17 protein-coding genes and 1 pseudogene are annotated in these 16,679 nt (G+C 59.9%); 4 read left to right on the top strand and 14 right to left on the bottom strand.

The genetic code is table 11. The annotated features are described in order from the left end of the window. Window positions 1-67: 67 nt before the first annotated feature. From FZ934_RS21855 to ccoN, 5 genes are read right to left on the bottom strand one after another with little or no spacing between them, the layout of a single operon-like run. Window positions 68-256: a hypothetical protein gene (locus FZ934_RS21855; RefSeq protein WP_065693224.1), complete on the bottom strand. Its 189-nt coding sequence runs from the start codon at window positions 254-256 to the stop codon at window positions 68-70. 10 nt (window positions 257-266) lie between these two features. Continuing rightward, window positions 267-1,130, bottom strand: coding sequence for a cytochrome-c oxidase, cbb3-type subunit III (gene ccoP, locus FZ934_RS21850; RefSeq protein WP_153272980.1), 864 nt, complete (start codon window positions 1,128-1,130; stop codon window positions 267-269). Between the two features lies 1 nt (window position 1,131). Beyond that, window positions 1,132-1,284, bottom strand: a complete 153-nt coding sequence (locus FZ934_RS21845; RefSeq protein WP_065691373.1) for a cbb3-type cytochrome c oxidase subunit 3 — start codon at window positions 1,282-1,284, stop codon at window positions 1,132-1,134. 9 nt (window positions 1,285-1,293) lie between these two features. Beyond that, window positions 1,294-2,028: a cytochrome-c oxidase, cbb3-type subunit II gene (ccoO, locus tag FZ934_RS21840; protein ID WP_113522102.1), complete on the bottom strand. Its 735-nt coding sequence runs from the start codon at window positions 2,026-2,028 to the stop codon at window positions 1,294-1,296. A gap of 8 nt (window positions 2,029-2,036) precedes the next feature. Next, on the bottom strand, window positions 2,037-3,659 hold the full coding sequence (ccoN, locus tag FZ934_RS21835) for a cytochrome-c oxidase, cbb3-type subunit I (RefSeq protein WP_153272979.1): 1,623 nt from the start codon (window positions 3,657-3,659) through the stop codon (window positions 2,037-2,039). Window positions 3,660-3,967: 308 nt separating this feature from the next. Here ccoN and FZ934_RS21830 point away from each other — a divergent pair, with 308 nt between their 5' ends. After that, complete coding sequence (locus FZ934_RS21830) at window positions 3,968-4,411, top strand: pseudoazurin (RefSeq protein WP_153272978.1); 444 nt, start codon at window positions 3,968-3,970, stop codon at window positions 4,409-4,411. Between the two features lie 54 nt (window positions 4,412-4,465). Here the strand turns inward: FZ934_RS21830 and FZ934_RS21825 are convergent, their stop codons facing one another. Then, on the bottom strand, window positions 4,466-5,770 hold the full coding sequence (locus FZ934_RS21825; RefSeq protein ID WP_153272977.1) for a DUF2254 domain-containing protein: 1,305 nt from the start codon (window positions 5,768-5,770) through the stop codon (window positions 4,466-4,468). A 229-nt stretch (window positions 5,771-5,999) separates the two neighbouring features. Here FZ934_RS21825 and FZ934_RS21820 point away from each other — a divergent pair, with 229 nt between their 5' ends. Beyond that, on the top strand, window positions 6,000-6,962 hold the full coding sequence (locus FZ934_RS21820) for a C45 family autoproteolytic acyltransferase/hydolase (protein WP_153273985.1): 963 nt from the start codon (window positions 6,000-6,002) through the stop codon (window positions 6,960-6,962). Between the two features lie 70 nt (window positions 6,963-7,032). On the opposite strand, the gene FZ934_RS21815 is transcribed toward FZ934_RS21820, so the two are convergent. The 5 genes and pseudogenes from FZ934_RS21815 to FZ934_RS27885 form a co-directional block, all read right to left on the bottom strand. Beyond that, window positions 7,033-7,611 (bottom strand): OmpA family protein, encoded by a 579-nt coding sequence (locus tag FZ934_RS21815; protein WP_153272976.1) that lies wholly within the window; start codon window positions 7,609-7,611, stop codon window positions 7,033-7,035. 4 nt (window positions 7,612-7,615) lie between these two features. Then, window positions 7,616-8,038, bottom strand: coding sequence for a hypothetical protein (locus FZ934_RS21810; protein WP_153272975.1), 423 nt, complete (start codon window positions 8,036-8,038; stop codon window positions 7,616-7,618). 423 nt (window positions 8,039-8,461) lie between these two features. Beyond that, window positions 8,462-8,992 carry a hypothetical protein gene (locus FZ934_RS21805; protein WP_153272974.1) on the bottom strand — a complete coding sequence of 177 codons (531 nt, stop codon included), beginning with the start codon at window positions 8,990-8,992 and terminating at the stop codon, window positions 8,462-8,464. Between the two features lie 123 nt (window positions 8,993-9,115). Then, entirely contained in the window at window positions 9,116-9,538 is a 423-nt protein-coding gene (locus tag FZ934_RS21800) for a transcriptional regulator (protein ID WP_153272973.1), read from the bottom strand. 179 nt (window positions 9,539-9,717) lie between these two features. Next, window positions 9,718-10,029, bottom strand: a pseudogene (locus tag FZ934_RS27885) (calcium/proton exchanger); the annotation flags it as partial. Between the two features lie 301 nt (window positions 10,030-10,330). On the opposite strand from FZ934_RS27885, the gene FZ934_RS21790 reads away from it, so the two are divergent. Further along, complete coding sequence (locus FZ934_RS21790) at window positions 10,331-10,759, top strand: potassium channel family protein (protein WP_246738013.1); 429 nt, start codon at window positions 10,331-10,333, stop codon at window positions 10,757-10,759. A gap of 29 nt (window positions 10,760-10,788) precedes the next feature. Continuing rightward, entirely contained in the window at window positions 10,789-11,541 is a 753-nt protein-coding gene (locus FZ934_RS21785) for a carbonic anhydrase (RefSeq protein WP_246738012.1), read from the top strand. Between the two features lie 71 nt (window positions 11,542-11,612). On the opposite strand, the gene FZ934_RS21780 is transcribed toward FZ934_RS21785, so the two are convergent. From FZ934_RS21780 to FZ934_RS21770, 3 genes are read right to left on the bottom strand one after another with little or no spacing between them, the layout of a single operon-like run. Then, complete coding sequence (locus FZ934_RS21780) at window positions 11,613-14,762, bottom strand: efflux RND transporter permease subunit (protein WP_153272972.1); 3,150 nt, start codon at window positions 14,760-14,762, stop codon at window positions 11,613-11,615. 6 nt (window positions 14,763-14,768) lie between these two features. Continuing rightward, window positions 14,769-15,959, bottom strand: coding sequence for an efflux RND transporter periplasmic adaptor subunit (locus FZ934_RS21775; protein ID WP_153272971.1), 1,191 nt, complete (start codon window positions 15,957-15,959; stop codon window positions 14,769-14,771). Between the two features lie 42 nt (window positions 15,960-16,001). Next, complete coding sequence (locus FZ934_RS21770) at window positions 16,002-16,559, bottom strand: TetR/AcrR family transcriptional regulator (protein ID WP_153272970.1); 558 nt, start codon at window positions 16,557-16,559, stop codon at window positions 16,002-16,004. Window positions 16,560-16,679 lie beyond the last annotated feature (120 nt).

The following is a 16,679-nucleotide window of genomic DNA, read 5'->3' as shown; positions in this document are numbered from 1 at the left end:
TCCGGAATGAAAAGGGGCCGCGCCTGCGAAGGCACGCCCCCGAAACATTCATTGGTACTATCCGTTTCTAACGGCTGGTCGGCTTCTGATCCTTGAGGCAATTCAAGCTGACGATCGAGCTGCCCATCTTGCCGGGATCTTCCTGCTCGCTCACCGGTGTCACGGTCTTGCTGGAGCGCGATGACACGCGCGAGTGAATGACGGAGCGAGGCGTGCCATAGAGCCCGAGGAGAGGGTTGTGATCATGGGTGCTCATCGGATCATCCTTACTGGCCGCCGCCGAGCGAATGAACGAAGACCGTGAGTTCTTTCACGACAGGCTCACCCAGGCGCCGGGCCCATGCGGGCATGACGCCGTGCTTGGGTGCCGAAACCTGGCGAATGATGGCATCTTCGCCGCTCCCCTTCAGCCATATCGCGTCAGCCAGGTTTGGCGCGCCCATATCGGCCTTGCCCTTCGCATCCTCGCCGTGACACGCGGCGCAGTTGTCGAGGAAGATCTGCTTGCCTGCTACCGCACGCGCGGCATCCGAGGGCGTGTTCGTCAGGCTCCAGACATAGGCGGCGACCTGTGCCGTCTGGGTGGAGTCCAGAATCTCCCCGAACGCCGGCATTTCGGATACGTGAGTGTCCGCGTCAGCGTCATAGCGGATGCCATGGGCAATGGTCTTCTGGATCGAGTCCAGATCTCCGCCCCAGAGCCAATCGTCGTCGTTGAGGTTGGGGAAGCCAGCACCGCCCGTCGCGCCAGAGCCGTGGCATGGCGCACAGTTGACCTTGAAGGCCGATGCCCCGCCGGCAATCGCAAATTCACGCAATGCAGGATCGGCGTCGATCTCCTGCACCGTCCTTGCCGCGATCTGATCGTGGAACCTGATCTGCGCGACCTTCGCCTGGTCGAGGTCCTGTTGCAGCTCGGCACGGCTCGAAAAGCCAAGTAGCCCCTTGGTCGTGTCCTTGATCATCGGGATGGACGGATAGGCGATCGCATAGGCGATAGCCCAGAGGATCGTCGCGTAGAACGTCCAGACCCACCACCGGGGCATCGGGTTGTTCAACTCCCTGATGCCGTCCCATTCGTGTCCGGTGGTCTCGACGCCGCTGATTTCATCAACATGCTTTTCCGACATCTCAATCATCCTTCAGGGGAATATCGGCGGCGTCCTTGGCCGTCTGCTTGCTGCCGGGACGGAGCGTAAAGACGATCGCGCCAACGAAAAACGCGGCCATTGCCAGAAGGCCCCAGCTGTCGGCGAAGTGCCGCATTGCGGTATAGGTTTCCATCAGATCACCTCATCGATAGCCGGTTGCGTCGTCGTAGGTCGAGAAATCGACCAGCGTGCCCAGCATCTGGAGGTAGGCGACAAGCGCATCCATCTCGGTCAGCTTCTGCGGGTCACCGTCGAAATCGCCGACTTTCGCCTTCGGATATCGTTGGAGAAGAGCAGTGGTATCGGCGTTCGGATCGGCCTGCGCCTTCATGTCGGCTTCGGCATTGGCGAGCATGTCGTCGTTATAAGGCACACCGACATCCTCGTTTGCCTTGAGGTCCATGCCGACGTCTTTGACGGTGACTTCCTGTTCCTTCAGGAAGGCGTATTTGGGCATGATCGATTCCGGCACGACGGCTCTCGGATCCGAGAGATGCTGGACATGCCACTCGTTCGAATAACGGCCGCCAACGCGAGCAAGGTCGGGACCGGTTCGCTTGGAGCCCCACTGGAACGGATGGTCGTACATGGATTCCGCGGCAAGCGAATAGTGGCCGTAGCGCTCCACCTCGTCCCGGAACGGGCGGATCATCTGGCTATGGCAGACATAGCATCCTTCGCGGATATAGATATTGCGCCCCGCCAGTTCGAGAGGCGTATAAGGACGCATGCCTTCGACCTTCTCGATGGTGTTCTGGAGATAGAACAGTGGAGCAATCTCGACGATGCCGCCGATGCTGACCACGAGCAGCGAGCCGACCAGAAGCAGCGTGGCGTTCTTCTCGAGGATATGATGTTTGTCTAGTATCGATGCCATGTCTCACCTCACTCGGCAGCTTGTGCCTGGGGCACATATGCGGTCGGAATAGCGGCTTCCGCGCGCTGGTGACCCTTGATCGTCATGAACACGTTCCAGGCCATCACGAGCCCGCCCGCCAGGTAGAGCGCTCCGCCCACCGTGCGCAGCACGTAGTAGGGGAACATGGCGGCGACGGTCTCGGCGAAGGAATAGACGAGGAAGCCCTGCGAATTGTATTCGCGCCACATCAGGCCCTGCTGGATGCCGGCGACCCAGAGAACGGCCGCGTAGATCACGATGCCGAGCGTGGCGAGCCAGAAATGCCAGTTGACCATGCGCAGGCTGTAGAGTCGCTCGCGTCCCCACAGCTTCGGCGTCAGATAGTAGATTGCACCGAAGGTGATCATACCGACCCATCCAAGCGCGCCCGAGTGGACGTGACCGATGGTCCATTCCGTGTAGTGGCTGAGCGAGTTCACCGTCTTCACCGACATCATCGGGCCTTCGAAGGTCGACATGCCGTAGAATGCGATGGCGATGACCATCATGCGGATGATCGGATCGGTGCGGATCTTGTCCCACGCGCCCGACAGCGTCATCAGGCCGTTGATCATGCCGCCCCAGGACGGCATCCACAGCATGATCGAGAAGACCATGCCGAGCGTCTGGGCCCAGTCCGGAAGGGCGGTGTAATGCAGGTGGTGCGGGCCTGCCCAGATGTACATGAAGATCAGTGCCCAGAAGTGGATGATCGACAGGCGGTACGAATAGACAGGGCGGTTCGCCTGCTTCGGCACGAAGTAGTACATCATGCCGAGGAACCCGGCGGTCAGGAAGAAGCCGACGGCGTTATGGCCGTACCACCACTGCGTCAGCGCATCCTGGACACCCGAGAAGACCGAATAGCTCTTCGACCCGAGGAAGGAGACCGGGACTGCCAGGTTGTTCACAACATGCAGCATCGCGATCGTCACGATGAAGGCGAGATAGAACCAGTTCGCGACGTAGATGTGCGGTTCCTTGCGCTTCAGGATCGTGCCCAGATACACCGCGAGATAGGCGACCCAGACGACCGTGAGCCAGAGGTCGACGTACCATTCCGGTTCCGCATATTCGCGGCCCTGCGAGATGCCGAGAAGATAGCCGGTCGCCGCCATGATGATGAACAGCTGGTAGCCCCAGAACACGAACCAGGCCAAGCTACCGCCGAACAAGCGAGCGCGGCAGGTACGCTGGACCACATAGAACGACGTCATGATCAGAGCGTTGCCGCCGAAGGCGAAGATCACCGCCGAGGTGTGGACCGGGCGCAGGCGGCCGAAATTGAACCAGGGCGCTATGTTGAGGTCGGGACATGCCAGCTGGGCGGCGACGACCACTCCGACGAGAAAGCCGACGACACCCCAGAAGACCGTGGCGATGAGGCCGTACCTGATCACCTCGTCGAAATATCCTGACGTATCGACCTTGGCGTGACGGGCCGCCGGCGAGAAATCCACTCGCCGAAGAAGCAGCACCGTGCCGGCCACGAGGCAGAAGCACAGTATGGCCATGTGGACCGCGAAAAGATGGTCATGCGCGTAGCCCGCCCCCAGCAAAGCCAGGAACGCGGCCGCAGCGACCACGATTGTTTCGGTTGAATAATTCATGTTGTCGTCCCCAGTGCGTAGACCAGCCCGGCGCGGCCGGTTCTGTCGTACTGGGGATGAGGACTGGCACGGACAGCGACCGTGCTCCTTGATCTACATCAAGGAATACCGGCTTTGGAATGAATGCTTCGCGCGAAGCCGCGTTCGCGGACGAAACGAGTTTGCCGTAGGACCGCGCGTCCAATGTGTCGCGGGCACGAGGCGGGGGCATTTCTCGCAAGTTTGACAGACATCAAAGAACATCGAGGCGCCGCGCCCTAGAACGAGCGCCGAGGTCAGCTCGACCTCAGGAAACAGGAGACATGCACATGCGTTTGAAATTCGGTCTGATCGCTGTGGCGGCAGCGCTGGTTGCCTCGGCAGCACCGTCGATGGCCGCGGACCACCAGATTCAGATGCTCAACAAGGGCGCCGATGGCGCGATGGTCTTCGAGCCAGGGTTCGTCAAGATCGCTCCGGGCGATACGATCACCTTCGTCCCGACCGACAAGAGCCACAACGTCGAAACCTTCAAGGGCCTCATCCCCGACGGCGCACCCGAATTCAAATCCAAGCCGAACGAACAATATCAAGCCAGGTTCGATCTGCCCGGCGCCTATGTCGTCAAATGCACGCCGCATGTGGGCATGGGGATGGTTGCGCTGATCCAGGTCGGCGACACCCCTTCCAACCTCGAGGCGATCAAAATTGCCAAGGTGCCAAACCTGGTTCGCAAGCGGCTGGACGCCGACCTCGTGCAACTGACGCAGTAGTCATCCGGCCTGCCGGTGGCGCGACCTCGCGCCCCGGCTTTCTGTCGAGCGACATCACGTCGTAGCGGTCGGCGTCGATGCACCACTACCTTTGCCGCCACCCAGGCCCTGTGAATCGGCCACCCTAGCGAGCGCAAGGTCCTCGGGAAAATAGTAGAGCTCGGCCAATCGCCGATCGAGCAGATCCAATTCGGTTTCGAGCGCTGCGTGTCGGAATTCCGGCAGCACCTGCAGAGCGTACTCCAGCACAGCCCGCAGGCGGCGTGCGATCTGGAAATTCTCAGCGCCGTAAAGCCTAATCTCGCTGAACGTCACCTTCACGAAATCCTCCCAATCCGGCGTACGACAGATGACGCGCAGTTCTCCGGATTGGTTCATCAGCGCTTCTCCGACAAGGCTGCGCTTGCCAACGTAGCAGAGCAGGCGCTGCAATTGATCGATGGCGAGAACGGCCGTCGTCGGGTCGTTTATCGCCTTCGAGAGCGCCTTAATGGCGATGTCCACGAGGATCCGGAAGGCGAAGGTCGCGTCTTGTTCGAGGGTTCGTTCCGGCCCGAAGGCGATCATCGTTCGCAGGACTGATTCCTCGGGGACGTTTGCGCCGTAGAGCCGAAAAAGAGGCTCGCCGGAGGCGACGAAATCACCCACCCGTGGGACCAGCTCCACCACGGAGCGCGTTTTCTCAGCCAGGCCGAACAGGGCCTTCGTATTGACGGCCACGATAATGGCAGGCCTCCCCCTATAGAGAATGGATTTTGCAGGCCGCTCACTTGGTCTCGGGTCGTGTGAAGTATCCACTTCGTCATCGGTCGCCATCGCAGGATAGACCTCTTCGATGACGGCGCGACCTTCTTCGCTCACCCTCAAGACAATGCTCACAGGCCTGAGGAGACGAGCTGCATAATCGATCAGGTAAAGAAAGGCTGCGATAGACAGGAAGCCGAGGATGCCGGCGACACCAACCACCGCCTGATGAACGTCGGACTCCAACCTCGCCAGTGCCCCTGTCGCGAACAACAGAGTGAAAATGAACAGGCCGACGGTAAAGCGGATCGCATTGTCCCGCAGCAAGGTCGTTGCAATAATCCTGGGCGTCAGTTGGCCGCCGGCGATTTGGATCGCCACCAACAGCGAGCCGAAGGTAAACACGACGAACGTCAGCGTCATCGTGATAATCGTCTCCAGCAACCTCTGAGAACCAGCAAGCCCCCATGGCCATTGTTCGGTCCACCCCAGCCATGGCTCGAGCAGATAGACCAGCCGGATTGCAAGGATGTAGAAAAGGAGAGCCAGAAACGGCACGAGCCACAGCGAAGACTTGATGTAGCTTCTCAAGCTATACAGTCGATTCCAGCCCATCGCGCTATCCCCAGAATGCCCGAATGCATGTTTTCTCGCGCTTTGATTTGATCAGCCGCACCGTTTTTATCCCGATCGCTTGATGGGACCGGAAGAGATTATGCATGAGAGGGAACTGCGGAGGGCGTATATTACGGTATCGCACACACACACCGACCGACGACTGCCCTCCCGCTTTGCGGAACGCAACTTGCCACTCCGCCAAAGCCGTTCCTATACTGCCGCCGCTATGGAGAAGACCTTCATCACCGCACGGGAAGACCGGCCAGGGGAAGCATGGCTGTCCCGGTTCGTTGCCGGACGAGCCGAAGCCGAGAAGTGGTATTTCGGACAAACCGCGTCAGACACACCGACCGCCAACGACTGTCGCGCCGCCCTACTGCAGCACATGCTGGAGTTGATGCCCTTCTATGAGAGCGCCTGTGCTCTGGTTGGCGATGACGAGGTGGCCCATCGGATGCTGAGCCACTACCGGCCCGCCCCGGAGCGCTTTGGTTGCAGTCAGGCGGTATGGTTCGGGCCCGATGGTCCGGCATTGATCCGCAATTTCGACTATCCGCCTGAGATCGTCTCGGGGCGATTTGAAATGACGGCGTGGTCGAGCTTGAAAGTGATCTCCAAGGCGCAGAGGCCATGGGGAGGTTGCGTTGACGGCATGAACGAAGAGGGATTGGCGGCAAGCGTCACGCTCGGTGGTGGACGCACGCAGGGGGTCGGCTTCTCGATCATCCTGGTAATCCGGTACATTCTCGAAACGTGTCGCCGCGTCGATGAGGCCGTCGCAGCGCTTTGCCGGATACCCGTTGCTCTCCCCCAGAACGTCACCGTGCTCGACCGCTCGGGCCAATACGCGACGTTGCTGCTCGGCCCCCGCCAGCGACCGATCATCTCGCGGTTGAGGGCCTGCACGAACCATCAGCGAACCACCCGTCCCTCATCGTCGTCAATGGCGCGGCAGCTCGCGATCCAGCAGGCTCTCGCAGATCCATCCATGTCCTTGTCGCGGCTGACCGACTTGTTCCTGCGACCGCCGCTATATTCCAGGAGCGGTTCCCACCCTACTCTCTACACGGCCATCTACCGGCCGGCGGAAGGGCGAGTGGATTATGTCTGGCCGGGCAAGAGCTGGTCGCACGGCTTCGACGACTTTCAGGAAGGTGGATACACGCACCGATTTGGCGAACCGGTTTGACCGGAAAAAATCGGACCGAAGCCAACATTCGCGTCGGCTTCGGTTTTCGCCGCACCTAGAGCCGGTCAGTTCAGGATTTCTTCTTGAAGACGCCAAGGTTGATGAGCTGCACACGCCTGTTGTTCGACGCATCGCCCTGGGTGCCGTCGATCGGCAGATATTCTCCGACGCCAAGTGCATACAGGCGCTGAGGATCGACGGCGAAGGTCGTGGAGAGCGCTTCCTTGATGGCGGCAGCCCGGCGCTCGCTGAGGTCGAGGTTGTGCTTCTCATCGCCCGTTGAGCTCGCATGACCGACAATCAGGAAATTGTAGGCCCACATGTTCGGGTGATGCAGGGCATCGGCAATCATTCCGAGCGTGCGATAAGACGCGGGCTGTATGGCGACGGAATCATTCTCAAAATTGATCTCGACAACCATCTGAGGCAGCTTCGCCAGCCGTTTCCAGTTTGGCAGCTCACCCATCTGCTTGTTGCCGCCGTTGATCGCTTCCTGGCGCAAAAGCTCGAGGTCGATCGCCGGCGCTGCCGACGTCAGCTTGCCCAGTCCCTTGACGATGCGATCCTGAGAGACTTCCTGAGCGGCCACGAGGCCCGGAAGAAGTGCCACGGCAAACAGCAGCGTCGTCTTCAAAAGAATGCGTCTCATCCGCTTACCTCCAGCCTGCATCGGTGATTACCTGGTTGCATTCCTTGCTGACGCGGTTTTCCTTCTTCACCAGGCACGCCAGCACGAAACCGTCTCCCTTGATGCCAGAGCAGCTCTTCGACATGTCGCGCTGGCAAACCTCCTTGTAGACCGTCTGCGCGTGCTCGCGCTGCGAGATCGATTGGAATGCCGCCGTCAGCGACCCCTTGCAGGCGGCTGACACCTTGGCTGAGTTCTGCTGTAGGCAATCGGCAATGCGTCCGCTGCCAAGATTGAGCCCTTTGCAAAGTTTCTGAATATCGGCACCACAGTCGTTCGCCAACTTCGTTACGGCGTCCGCATAACTCATCGTCTGTGCCGATGCCGCCGTCATGTAAGCAACGGAGGCCAGTGCGATGGCCGCCAGTCGAAATCCGCCCTTCAGCATTTCATCCCCTCTCGAATGGGTGTGAGCTTGAACCGGGGCACCTTGCACGAAAGTTAGCGGCAGTGCCTGTATGTTACGGTAACGCACACCGCTTCGATCAACAGCTTGACACTAAAACAGGCGACCGTTTCACCTATGTTGTCGGCGGCTTCTTACGCGCGCCCTCCGCAAGGCCGCTCGCTCGGTTCGGCTTGCCGCTCGAGGCGCCGTGGAGGTGAACAAGCTCAACCTTTTAGCTAATCCGGAGTGGCATTTGGTCCAGTTGAAAGACCGCCCGAAAACTGTACACTGAAGCTCACCATCGTCTCTTGCGGTTGACCACGGATGTACTGGCGGGCGTAATCGGGACGAGCGAAGAAGGCCGGTACGATATGTCGTTCCGACCTTTTTTGTCTTTACCGGCACCTCTTCACCTGCGACGCTTTACTGCTCAAATCGCTCCAGCATCTTCTTCAACTGGGTATTCTGCGATTGAAGCCGTTCGGCCAACTGGCGGCGCAGGTGTTTAATCTCATCGTCCAGTTCGCGAATTTCGGTCGAGATATGCGCGCGTGAATTTGGCTGAACCTCTGTACGGGCCGCGGGCGGTTCGGCTGGCTTCGCCTGTCTCCGAGGGACAACTGTCTTTCGGGATCTGGCTGAGATTTGGGGTTCGGAGATGCCGGCCTCCGGAGCGCTCGCCGGCGAAGGGACCACATCGTCAGAACGCGGCTTCGGCCTTTCAACAGTGTCGTCACTGTCAGATTTGATGGTCTTGGCCGCGTCGAGCTCGCCGGTCGCATCGCGTACAGGCGTCTTTGCTGCCGCTGGCGCGTCTTGCGGATCGGTTGTCGCCGTTTCCTCCCGCGCCTCGATCGGCGATGAAGTTGCAGGCGTTTCCTCAGCCGGCGCTGCCTCATCCTTGCCGCGCCGCTTTGTCAGTCCGACAAGAAATTTCCAAGGGGACCTTGCCATTACTTCTCAACCTCGTGCTTGATCACGCATCCGAGTTGAGATTCCGGCGACGGTCACGACGCCGAAATCTCCGTCCTGATATGGCAAAAATAAAGCTCGTCTTGGCGCTGTCGCCGTAGGCGGTCAGCCCATGCCAAGACGCTTGCGAAGGTCCGCGTTTTCGTTGCGGAGCTTTTCCGAAAGCAGCTTGCGGAGCTTCTGGTTTTCTTCCTCCAAGCGAAGGAGGTCAGCCATCTCATCCTTCGCGGAAGCAGGTGCCTTCTTCGCTGCGACCGCAGGCTTGGCGACGCGCGGCTTGCTGGTCTTCTTCACGGCGCTTGAAACTTCCGCGACCGTCGGCTTGGCCCGCGCAGCACGCGTCCGCTTGCCAGTCTTTGCCGCAGCGGCAGCTGATGCAGGAGGGGCGACCTTCGCGCCGGAGCTCGCAACGTCAGAGGTTGCCTTCTTGGCGCGCGGCGCACGCGTCTTCTTCGGCTCCGCAGCCTTCGGCGCAGAATCGGCGCTTACGGTATCGGCAGTGCTCGTCATGCTGGTTTCGTCGGCCATGTGCTCCTCCTGTGCAACAAGGAATTAGTTTGCTGCGCTGATGAAGGTGTCAAGGAGGGCACGCCACCGACATTCGTTTTTGTCGGCGAATCTGGGGGATGTCGGCGTTATGCGGCGCATTTTCCGCCTCATCCGGCGAAAGGCCGAGCCTTCGGATGCTTCGTTGGAGACGCGCGTCCGTGCGCGACAATCGCGCCGGCAATGGATGCCTTCACCAACAGGTACTGGCCGGCTTGCAGGGCTGCGAGCGAAATCACAAGCTCCGTCAGGTTTCCAAGCGTTGCATTCAGCAGGCCTCCGACAGCATCTCCGGTTCGCGTCGATACGGCTTCCGTCGCGCGGCTGAGGAGTGCCGCCAAGGGCACGATCGCAAGCACGGACAGAAAGAACAGAAGCGTGTGCGCTTCCGGCGAAGCCATCTCTGTGATGAGAACCACCGGCACAAAGATTAGGAGAGCAAGGAGCGGTGCGTTTCGGATCTCACCGATCACCGCGTCCCTTGCTGCATTGAGCCTCGAGGCTCCCGGTGTGGACCGAGCGTTTTGCACGACAGGCTCCGTCTGGTTCCAACGCGTCCGGGAAGTCTACAGAGTCCTTGGGGCATCAGGCATTGACCGGGATCAAGACCCGGCAAATTACGCATGCGGACGCGCTATTCCAGTCTCGCGTTGATCCTGCTCAATGCATGAAGTGTACCAAACGCTATGCTCTGCCCTGGTAGGGTTGGGCATGATGAACGACAATCCGACCGATCGCGTGCCATCGTCTTGTTGATATCGGCTTGGAGGCATCGTGATTGCCAAACTTCTTCTTGCGATCGGATTGATTGCGGCGACGGTCTCGATACAGGCCCTTTTCATGGAAGTGGGGCTGCGCACCTTCAGGCGGATCGACCCCGAGTACCTTGGTCGCCACGCCACAGCCGCAACGGTCGTATGGGTCAGCTACCTGATGGTGCCGATCGTGCTCGACATCTGTCTCTGGGCCTTCGTCTACTACGCCTTGGGTGCCCTGCCGACCTTCGAGGATGCTGCCTATTTCTCGACCGCCACGTTCACAACGGTGGGATACGGCGACATCGTTCTTGGAAAGGACTGGCGGCAGCTCTCCGTCTTCGAGGCGGTCAATGGATGGATTGTCTTTGGGTGGGCGACTGCTCTGATCATGGCGACCATTCAAAAGCTCTATTTCCGAGCGGATTCCAGAAGCGACGGTTTCTGAGGGTCCGCCTCAACGTCAGGAGTCGAACCATGCAGAATTTCGCGCACGATCATCGCATGTCCTGTGGTTGTTTTGGTTGCTTGAAAGACGGAACGGAACAGATCAGCGAGACCGCCTTTTCCCGCCGCAGCTTCATTTGTGGTGCTATCGGTGCAACGGGATTGATCACCGGTGCGGCAATGTCGTCATCGAGACCGGCGGTCGCACAAAGCACCTTGACACCGGATCAGGCGCTCCAGGCAATGCTTGATGGAAACAAGCGCTTTACCGAAGGACGCCTGCAATCCCCCAACGAGGACCTTTCGATCCTCAAATCGAAAACAGCGGAGAAGCAGGAGCCATTCGCCGCCGTCCTATCCTGCGCAGACTCCCGGGTGCCGGTCGAGCTTGTGTTCGACCAGAGCATCGGACACCTCTTCGTCGTTCGGATCGCCGGAAATATCGCGACGCCGGAGGTTACGGCCAGCCTCGAATACGGGATTGCCGTTCTTGGAGCCAAGCTGCTCATGGTCCTTGGTCACAGCAATTGCGGTGCGGTCAAAGCGACCATTGAGGGCAAGGCCGTTCCGGGACAGATCGGAGCCCTTTATGCGCCAATCTGGCCGGCAGTGAATGCAGCAGGCGACAACCTCGATGCCGCCATCGATGTGAATGCGAAGATCCAAGCCACTCTGCTCAGCCGAACATCGACGATCATCGCAAAGGCTCTGAAGGACAACGAGCTGAAAGTTGTCGCAGGCCGCTACGATGTTGCCAGCGGCGTCGTCTCCCTGCTCACCTAGTGCGGCAACGGCAGCCGTGTCGGGAATGTCACGGCTGCCGTTTTCATGCTTCGGAATTTACTGCCTACCCATCAGGGACGGGTGGCCTCCGCGGATTGAGGCGTGGCCTCAACACCGTCCTCTTCGACAGGACGCTTCGTCCGCATGAGCTTGAGGACAAAGACGAAGAAGGCAGGCACGAAGAAGATCGCAAGCACGGTCGCCGAGATCATCCCACCAAGCACGCCGGTGCCGATGGCGTTCTGGCTTGCCGCGCTCGGCCCCGTGGCAATCGCCAGCGGAACGACGCCAAGCGTGAATGCCAGCGACGTCATGACGATCGGCCGGAAGCGCACGCGCGCGGCCTCGACCGCCGAGTCGAGAAGCGATTTCCCTTGCGCGTAATAGTCCTTTGCAAACTCGACGATCAGGATCGCGTTCTTCGCCGAGAGTCCAATGATGGCGATCAGCCCGACCTTGAAATAGAGGTCGTTCGGCATGTCCCGAACCATCACCGCAAGGACCGAACCTATGACACCGAGCGGCACGACCAGCATGACCGAAAGCGGGATCGACCAGCTTTCGTAAAGGCCGGCGAGCAGCAGGAAGACGAACAGGATGCTGAGCCCGAAGAGGAATGGAGCCTGGCTCCCCGACGTGATTTCCTCGAGCGATTGTCCCGACCATTCGAAGCCGAAGCCTTCGGGCAACTTCGAGGCAAGTCGTTCCATCTCGGCGATTGCCGCACCCGACGACTGGCCCGGTGCCGGAGCGCCGGAGATGCGCACGGTCGGATAGCCGTTGTAGCCAACGATCTGCGGCGCCCCCTTCTGCCATTCAGCGATCGCAAAGGAGGAGAGCGGAACCATACCGCCGCTCGCATTGCGGACATTGATCTTGAGGACATCCTCGATCTGCAGGCGACTGCGATCCTGTGCCTGCACGATAACCCGCTGCATCCGTCCCCTGTTCGGGTAGTCGTTAATGTAGGACGAGCCGAGGTTTGCCGTGATGGCGTTGTTGATGTCGGCGAAGGTCACACCGAACGTGTTTGCCTTCTCGCGATCGATGACGAACATCACCTGCGCGGCATCGGGCAGGCCCTCCATGCGCACACCCGTGACGATCGGGCTTTGGGCTGCCTTTGCCATCAGTTCGCCAGCGGCTTTGGTGAGAGCCGCCTGTCCCAATCCTGCTCGATCCTGGAGCCTGAAGGAGAAGCCGCCGGTGGTGCCAAAGCCTTCGATCGGCGGTGGCGACAGGGCAAACGACGTCGCGTCCTTCAGAGCGAACAGTTGCATGTTGGCACGGTTGGCAATGTCATCGACGGAATTGCCCTCGCCGCGTTCCGACCAGTCCTTCAAGGTTACGAACGCGAGGCCTGCATTCGCACCATTTCCAGAGAAGCTGAAGCCCTGGATCGCCACGATGTTGGCGACCGCCGGCTCCGCCCTGAAGATGGCCTCGATCTGCTTGATGGATTCGATCGTGCGGTTCGCACTCGCTTCCGGCGGTCCCTGGATATCGACGATCAGGAAGCCCTGGTCTTCATTCGGAACGAATGATGTCGGGAGGCTGACGAAGAGGTAACCGAGACCGACAAGCAGTGCGAGGTAGACGATCATCATGCGGCCCGCGCGCCGTGCCATGCCGGTCACCGACGCCGAATAGCCCAAGGTCAGTCGCTCGAACTTGCGGTTGAACCAGCCGCCTATTCCCCGTTTCTCATGGTGACCCTGTTTGATCGGCTTAAGGAAGGTTGCGCACAGCGCCGGCGTCAGCGACAGCGCGAGGAAAGCCGAAAACAGGATCGAGACAACCATCGTCAGCGAGAACTGTCGATAGATAATGCCTGTCGAGCCGGGGAAGAATGCCATCGGGATGAAAACGCAGGACAGAACCAGCGTGATACCGAGAATGGCGCCGGTGATCTGGCCCATTGCCTTTTTTGTCGCCGCTTTCGGGGACAGCCCCTCCTCGGCCATGATGCGCTCGACGTTTTCAACGACGACGATGGCGTCGTCGACGAGGATGCCAATGGCGAGCACCATGGCGAACATGGTCAGAACGTTGATCGAGAAACCTGTCGCGTACATGACGGCGCAGGTTCCGAGCAGCGCCACCGGCACGACAAGCGTCGGGATGACTGTGTAGCGGAAGTTCTGCAGGAAGACGAACATGACGATGAACACGAGTGCTATTGCCTCGATCAGCGTATGGATCACCTTCTCGATCGATGCCGACACGAACGGGCTTGTGTCGTAAGGAACCGAATACTCGACGCCCTTCGGGAAGAAGCGGCTCAGTTCCTGCATCTTCGCCTTCACGGCAGCCGAGACAGCAACCGCGTTGCCGGTCGATGACAACTGCACGGCAAGAGCAGCGGACGGCTGACCATTGAGGCGGCTCGTGAAGTTGTAGGATTCCGCACCCTGTTCGATGCGAGCGACATCCTTCAGCCGGACTGTCGAGCCATCCGGGTTGGCTCGCAGGATGATCTCGCCGAACTGCTCGGGCGTCGTAAGTTGCCCCTTTACGAGAACGGTTGCCGTCAGATCCTGTGTGACGGGGTTCGGGCTGGCGCCGATCTGGCCGGCTGCAACCTGTGCATTCTGGGCGGTGATAGCCGCGTTGATGTCATCAGTGTTGAGATTGAGCCCGACCATCTTGTCCGGATCGATCCAGACGCGAAGGGCGCGCTGCGCGGCAAACAGCTGAGCGCGGCCGACACCTTCGATCCGTCGGATTTCGCCGATCACGCTGCGATTGATGTAGTCGCCGAGCTCCACTTCGTCGCGGCTGCCATCGGTGGATGTCATCGAAACAATCATGAGGAAGCCGGAGCTCGCCTCCTCGACGGTCACGCCCTGTGTGCGAACCGTGCTTGGAAGCCTGGCTTCCACGCGCCGGATCGCATTCTGGACGTCAACCGATGCCTGGTCGATGTTCGTCCCGGCGCGGAAGGTGGCGTTGATGCTCACCGAGCCGGAATTATCGGAAGTGGACTCGAAATACATCAGTCCGTCGACGCCATTCAGCTCGTCTTCGATCTGGCGCGTCACACCCTGGTAGATTTCCTGCGGAGACGCACCGGGATAGGAGGTCGAGATCGTCAGCTGCGGGGGCGCAACCTTCGGATATTGAGCGATCGGCAGAAACGGGATCGCCAGCAGGCCGGCGATGGAAATGAACAGCGCGAAGACCCAGGCCAGGATCGGCCTGCGGATAAACAATTGTGCCATGCTTGATTACTCCGAGGCCTGCGTCGGTTGCGACGAGCTCTTCTCTTTCTCGGCGGGCTTCCAAGGCTCGGGTGCCACCTTGGCGCCCGGCTGAACCTTCTGGACGCCATCGACGATGATGGTCTCGCCGGCCTTCAGGCCATCTTCCACGACCCACTCGGCATCCAGAGCCTGGCCGAGCGTGACCTTGTGCAGTTCGGCAACATTGTCGTTTCCGAGTACGTAGACCTGCGCCTGCCCGCTGTCGTCACGGATCACGGCCCGCTGCGGGACAGTGAAAGCATTTTGGCGGACCGCCTGCTCGATGCGCACACGAACATACATCCCAGGCAGCAGATCACCTGCCTTGTTCGGAAACTCAGCCCGGAGGGTAACCTGTCCGGTGTTGGAATCGACGCTTGCGTTTGCAAACAGCAGCTTGCCGGGCTCGCCGTACAAGGAGCCATCGTCGAACACCAGTTGAACACGCGCCTCTCCCGGAGCCGCGCTCGCAAGCTTGCCGGCGGCGACTGCGCGCTTGAGGTTAAGCAGTTCCTGGGCAGACTGGGTGAAGTCGGCATAGACAGGATCGACCTGCTGGATCAGCGCAAGATTCGACGTGCCATCAGCAGTCACGAGCGCACCCTCGGTGACAAGAGCGCCGCCGATGACGCCGGAAATCGGCGCGCGTACTTCGGTATATTCGAGATTGATCTTTGCCTCGTCGAGGCCTGCTTCGGCAGCAGCGACATCGGCGTTCGCCTGGGCAAGATTGACCGCCGCCGTGTCGTATTCGATGCCGGATGCAACGTTACGCTCGCGAAGGTTCTTTTGACGCTCAAGCTGAAGCCTAGCATTCTCCTGCGTCGACTTTGCGCGCTGTAGCGTCGCTTCCGCGCTCGCCACACGCACGCGGAAGATGCGCGGATCGATACGATAAAGAACATCGTCCTTGGACACGGTCGCACCCTGTTCGAAGACCCGTTCCTGCAGAATGCCGGAGACGCGGGCACGCACCTCGGATGTGCGGGTCGCTGCAATGCGGCCCGGCAGTTCGTTGACAACAGGAACGTCCTTGCCCTTCAGTTCGACCACGGCCACCACGGGCGGCGGCATCTCGCCCCCCTGCTGTGCCAGAGAGGAACCTGTGGCGAGCACAGTGAATGTAGTGGCGAAAAGGCACGCCTTCAGGCGCGGCAGTTGGCTGCTGCGTTGCATTTTGTTGGTTTCCTTTGCTGTATGTTGCGCCTCAGCGTGGCGTCAGGTCTTGTCCGAATAGGAAAGGTAGATTGATCGGATACCGTCGAGGATGCTCGCGCGCTCTGTCTCCGGCCAGGTATGGAAGGCGAAAAGCTCGGTACAGAAAAAGCCGGAAAGGGCGAGGTAGGCCATCAGCGCGGCCTTTGGCCGCTTGCCGCTTGCCATCATCTTCAGGTCGAGATCGGTCCACTCACGCATCATCCTTTGAAGCTTCTCGTCGTTGGACATCGAGGCGCTGACCGCCATCGCGACGGCCCGATCGGTTTCGTCGAGGATTTTTTCGGCAGACGCAATGCGCCCGAAGAGCTCCGGATGCGGCGTGTCGACCGCTGCCTCGACGCACGCTTCTATGTGAGTAAGGTCCGCCTTGACCTTGCGATCGACCAGAGCCTCAAGAAGCGCACTCTTCGATTTGTGATCATAGACGACCCGCGCCTTGCTGACCCCCGCTTCCTGAGCCACGGCATCGATCGAAAGCCCGACGGCGCCCAGGCGAACGACGACGCGCTCGGCCGCGTCGAGAATGTCGTCGTCACTTATCTTTCTCGTTCGACCCATGGCAGTCTCCAGATATGTGGCGCTTATTACCGAACGTTCGTATATAAATGCAACAAAAAACGAACGTTCGGATAAAAATTATCATGAACTGGGCAACAGCGCCTCGGCATTGCCCGTAAC

Source organism: Rhizobium grahamii, assembly GCF_009498215.1.
GTDB classification, from domain to species: Bacteria; Pseudomonadota; Alphaproteobacteria; order Rhizobiales; family Rhizobiaceae; genus Rhizobium; species Rhizobium grahamii_A.
The sequence above is the reverse complement of the archived record's forward strand: the minus strand, read 5'-3'. Positions and strand labels throughout refer to the sequence as shown.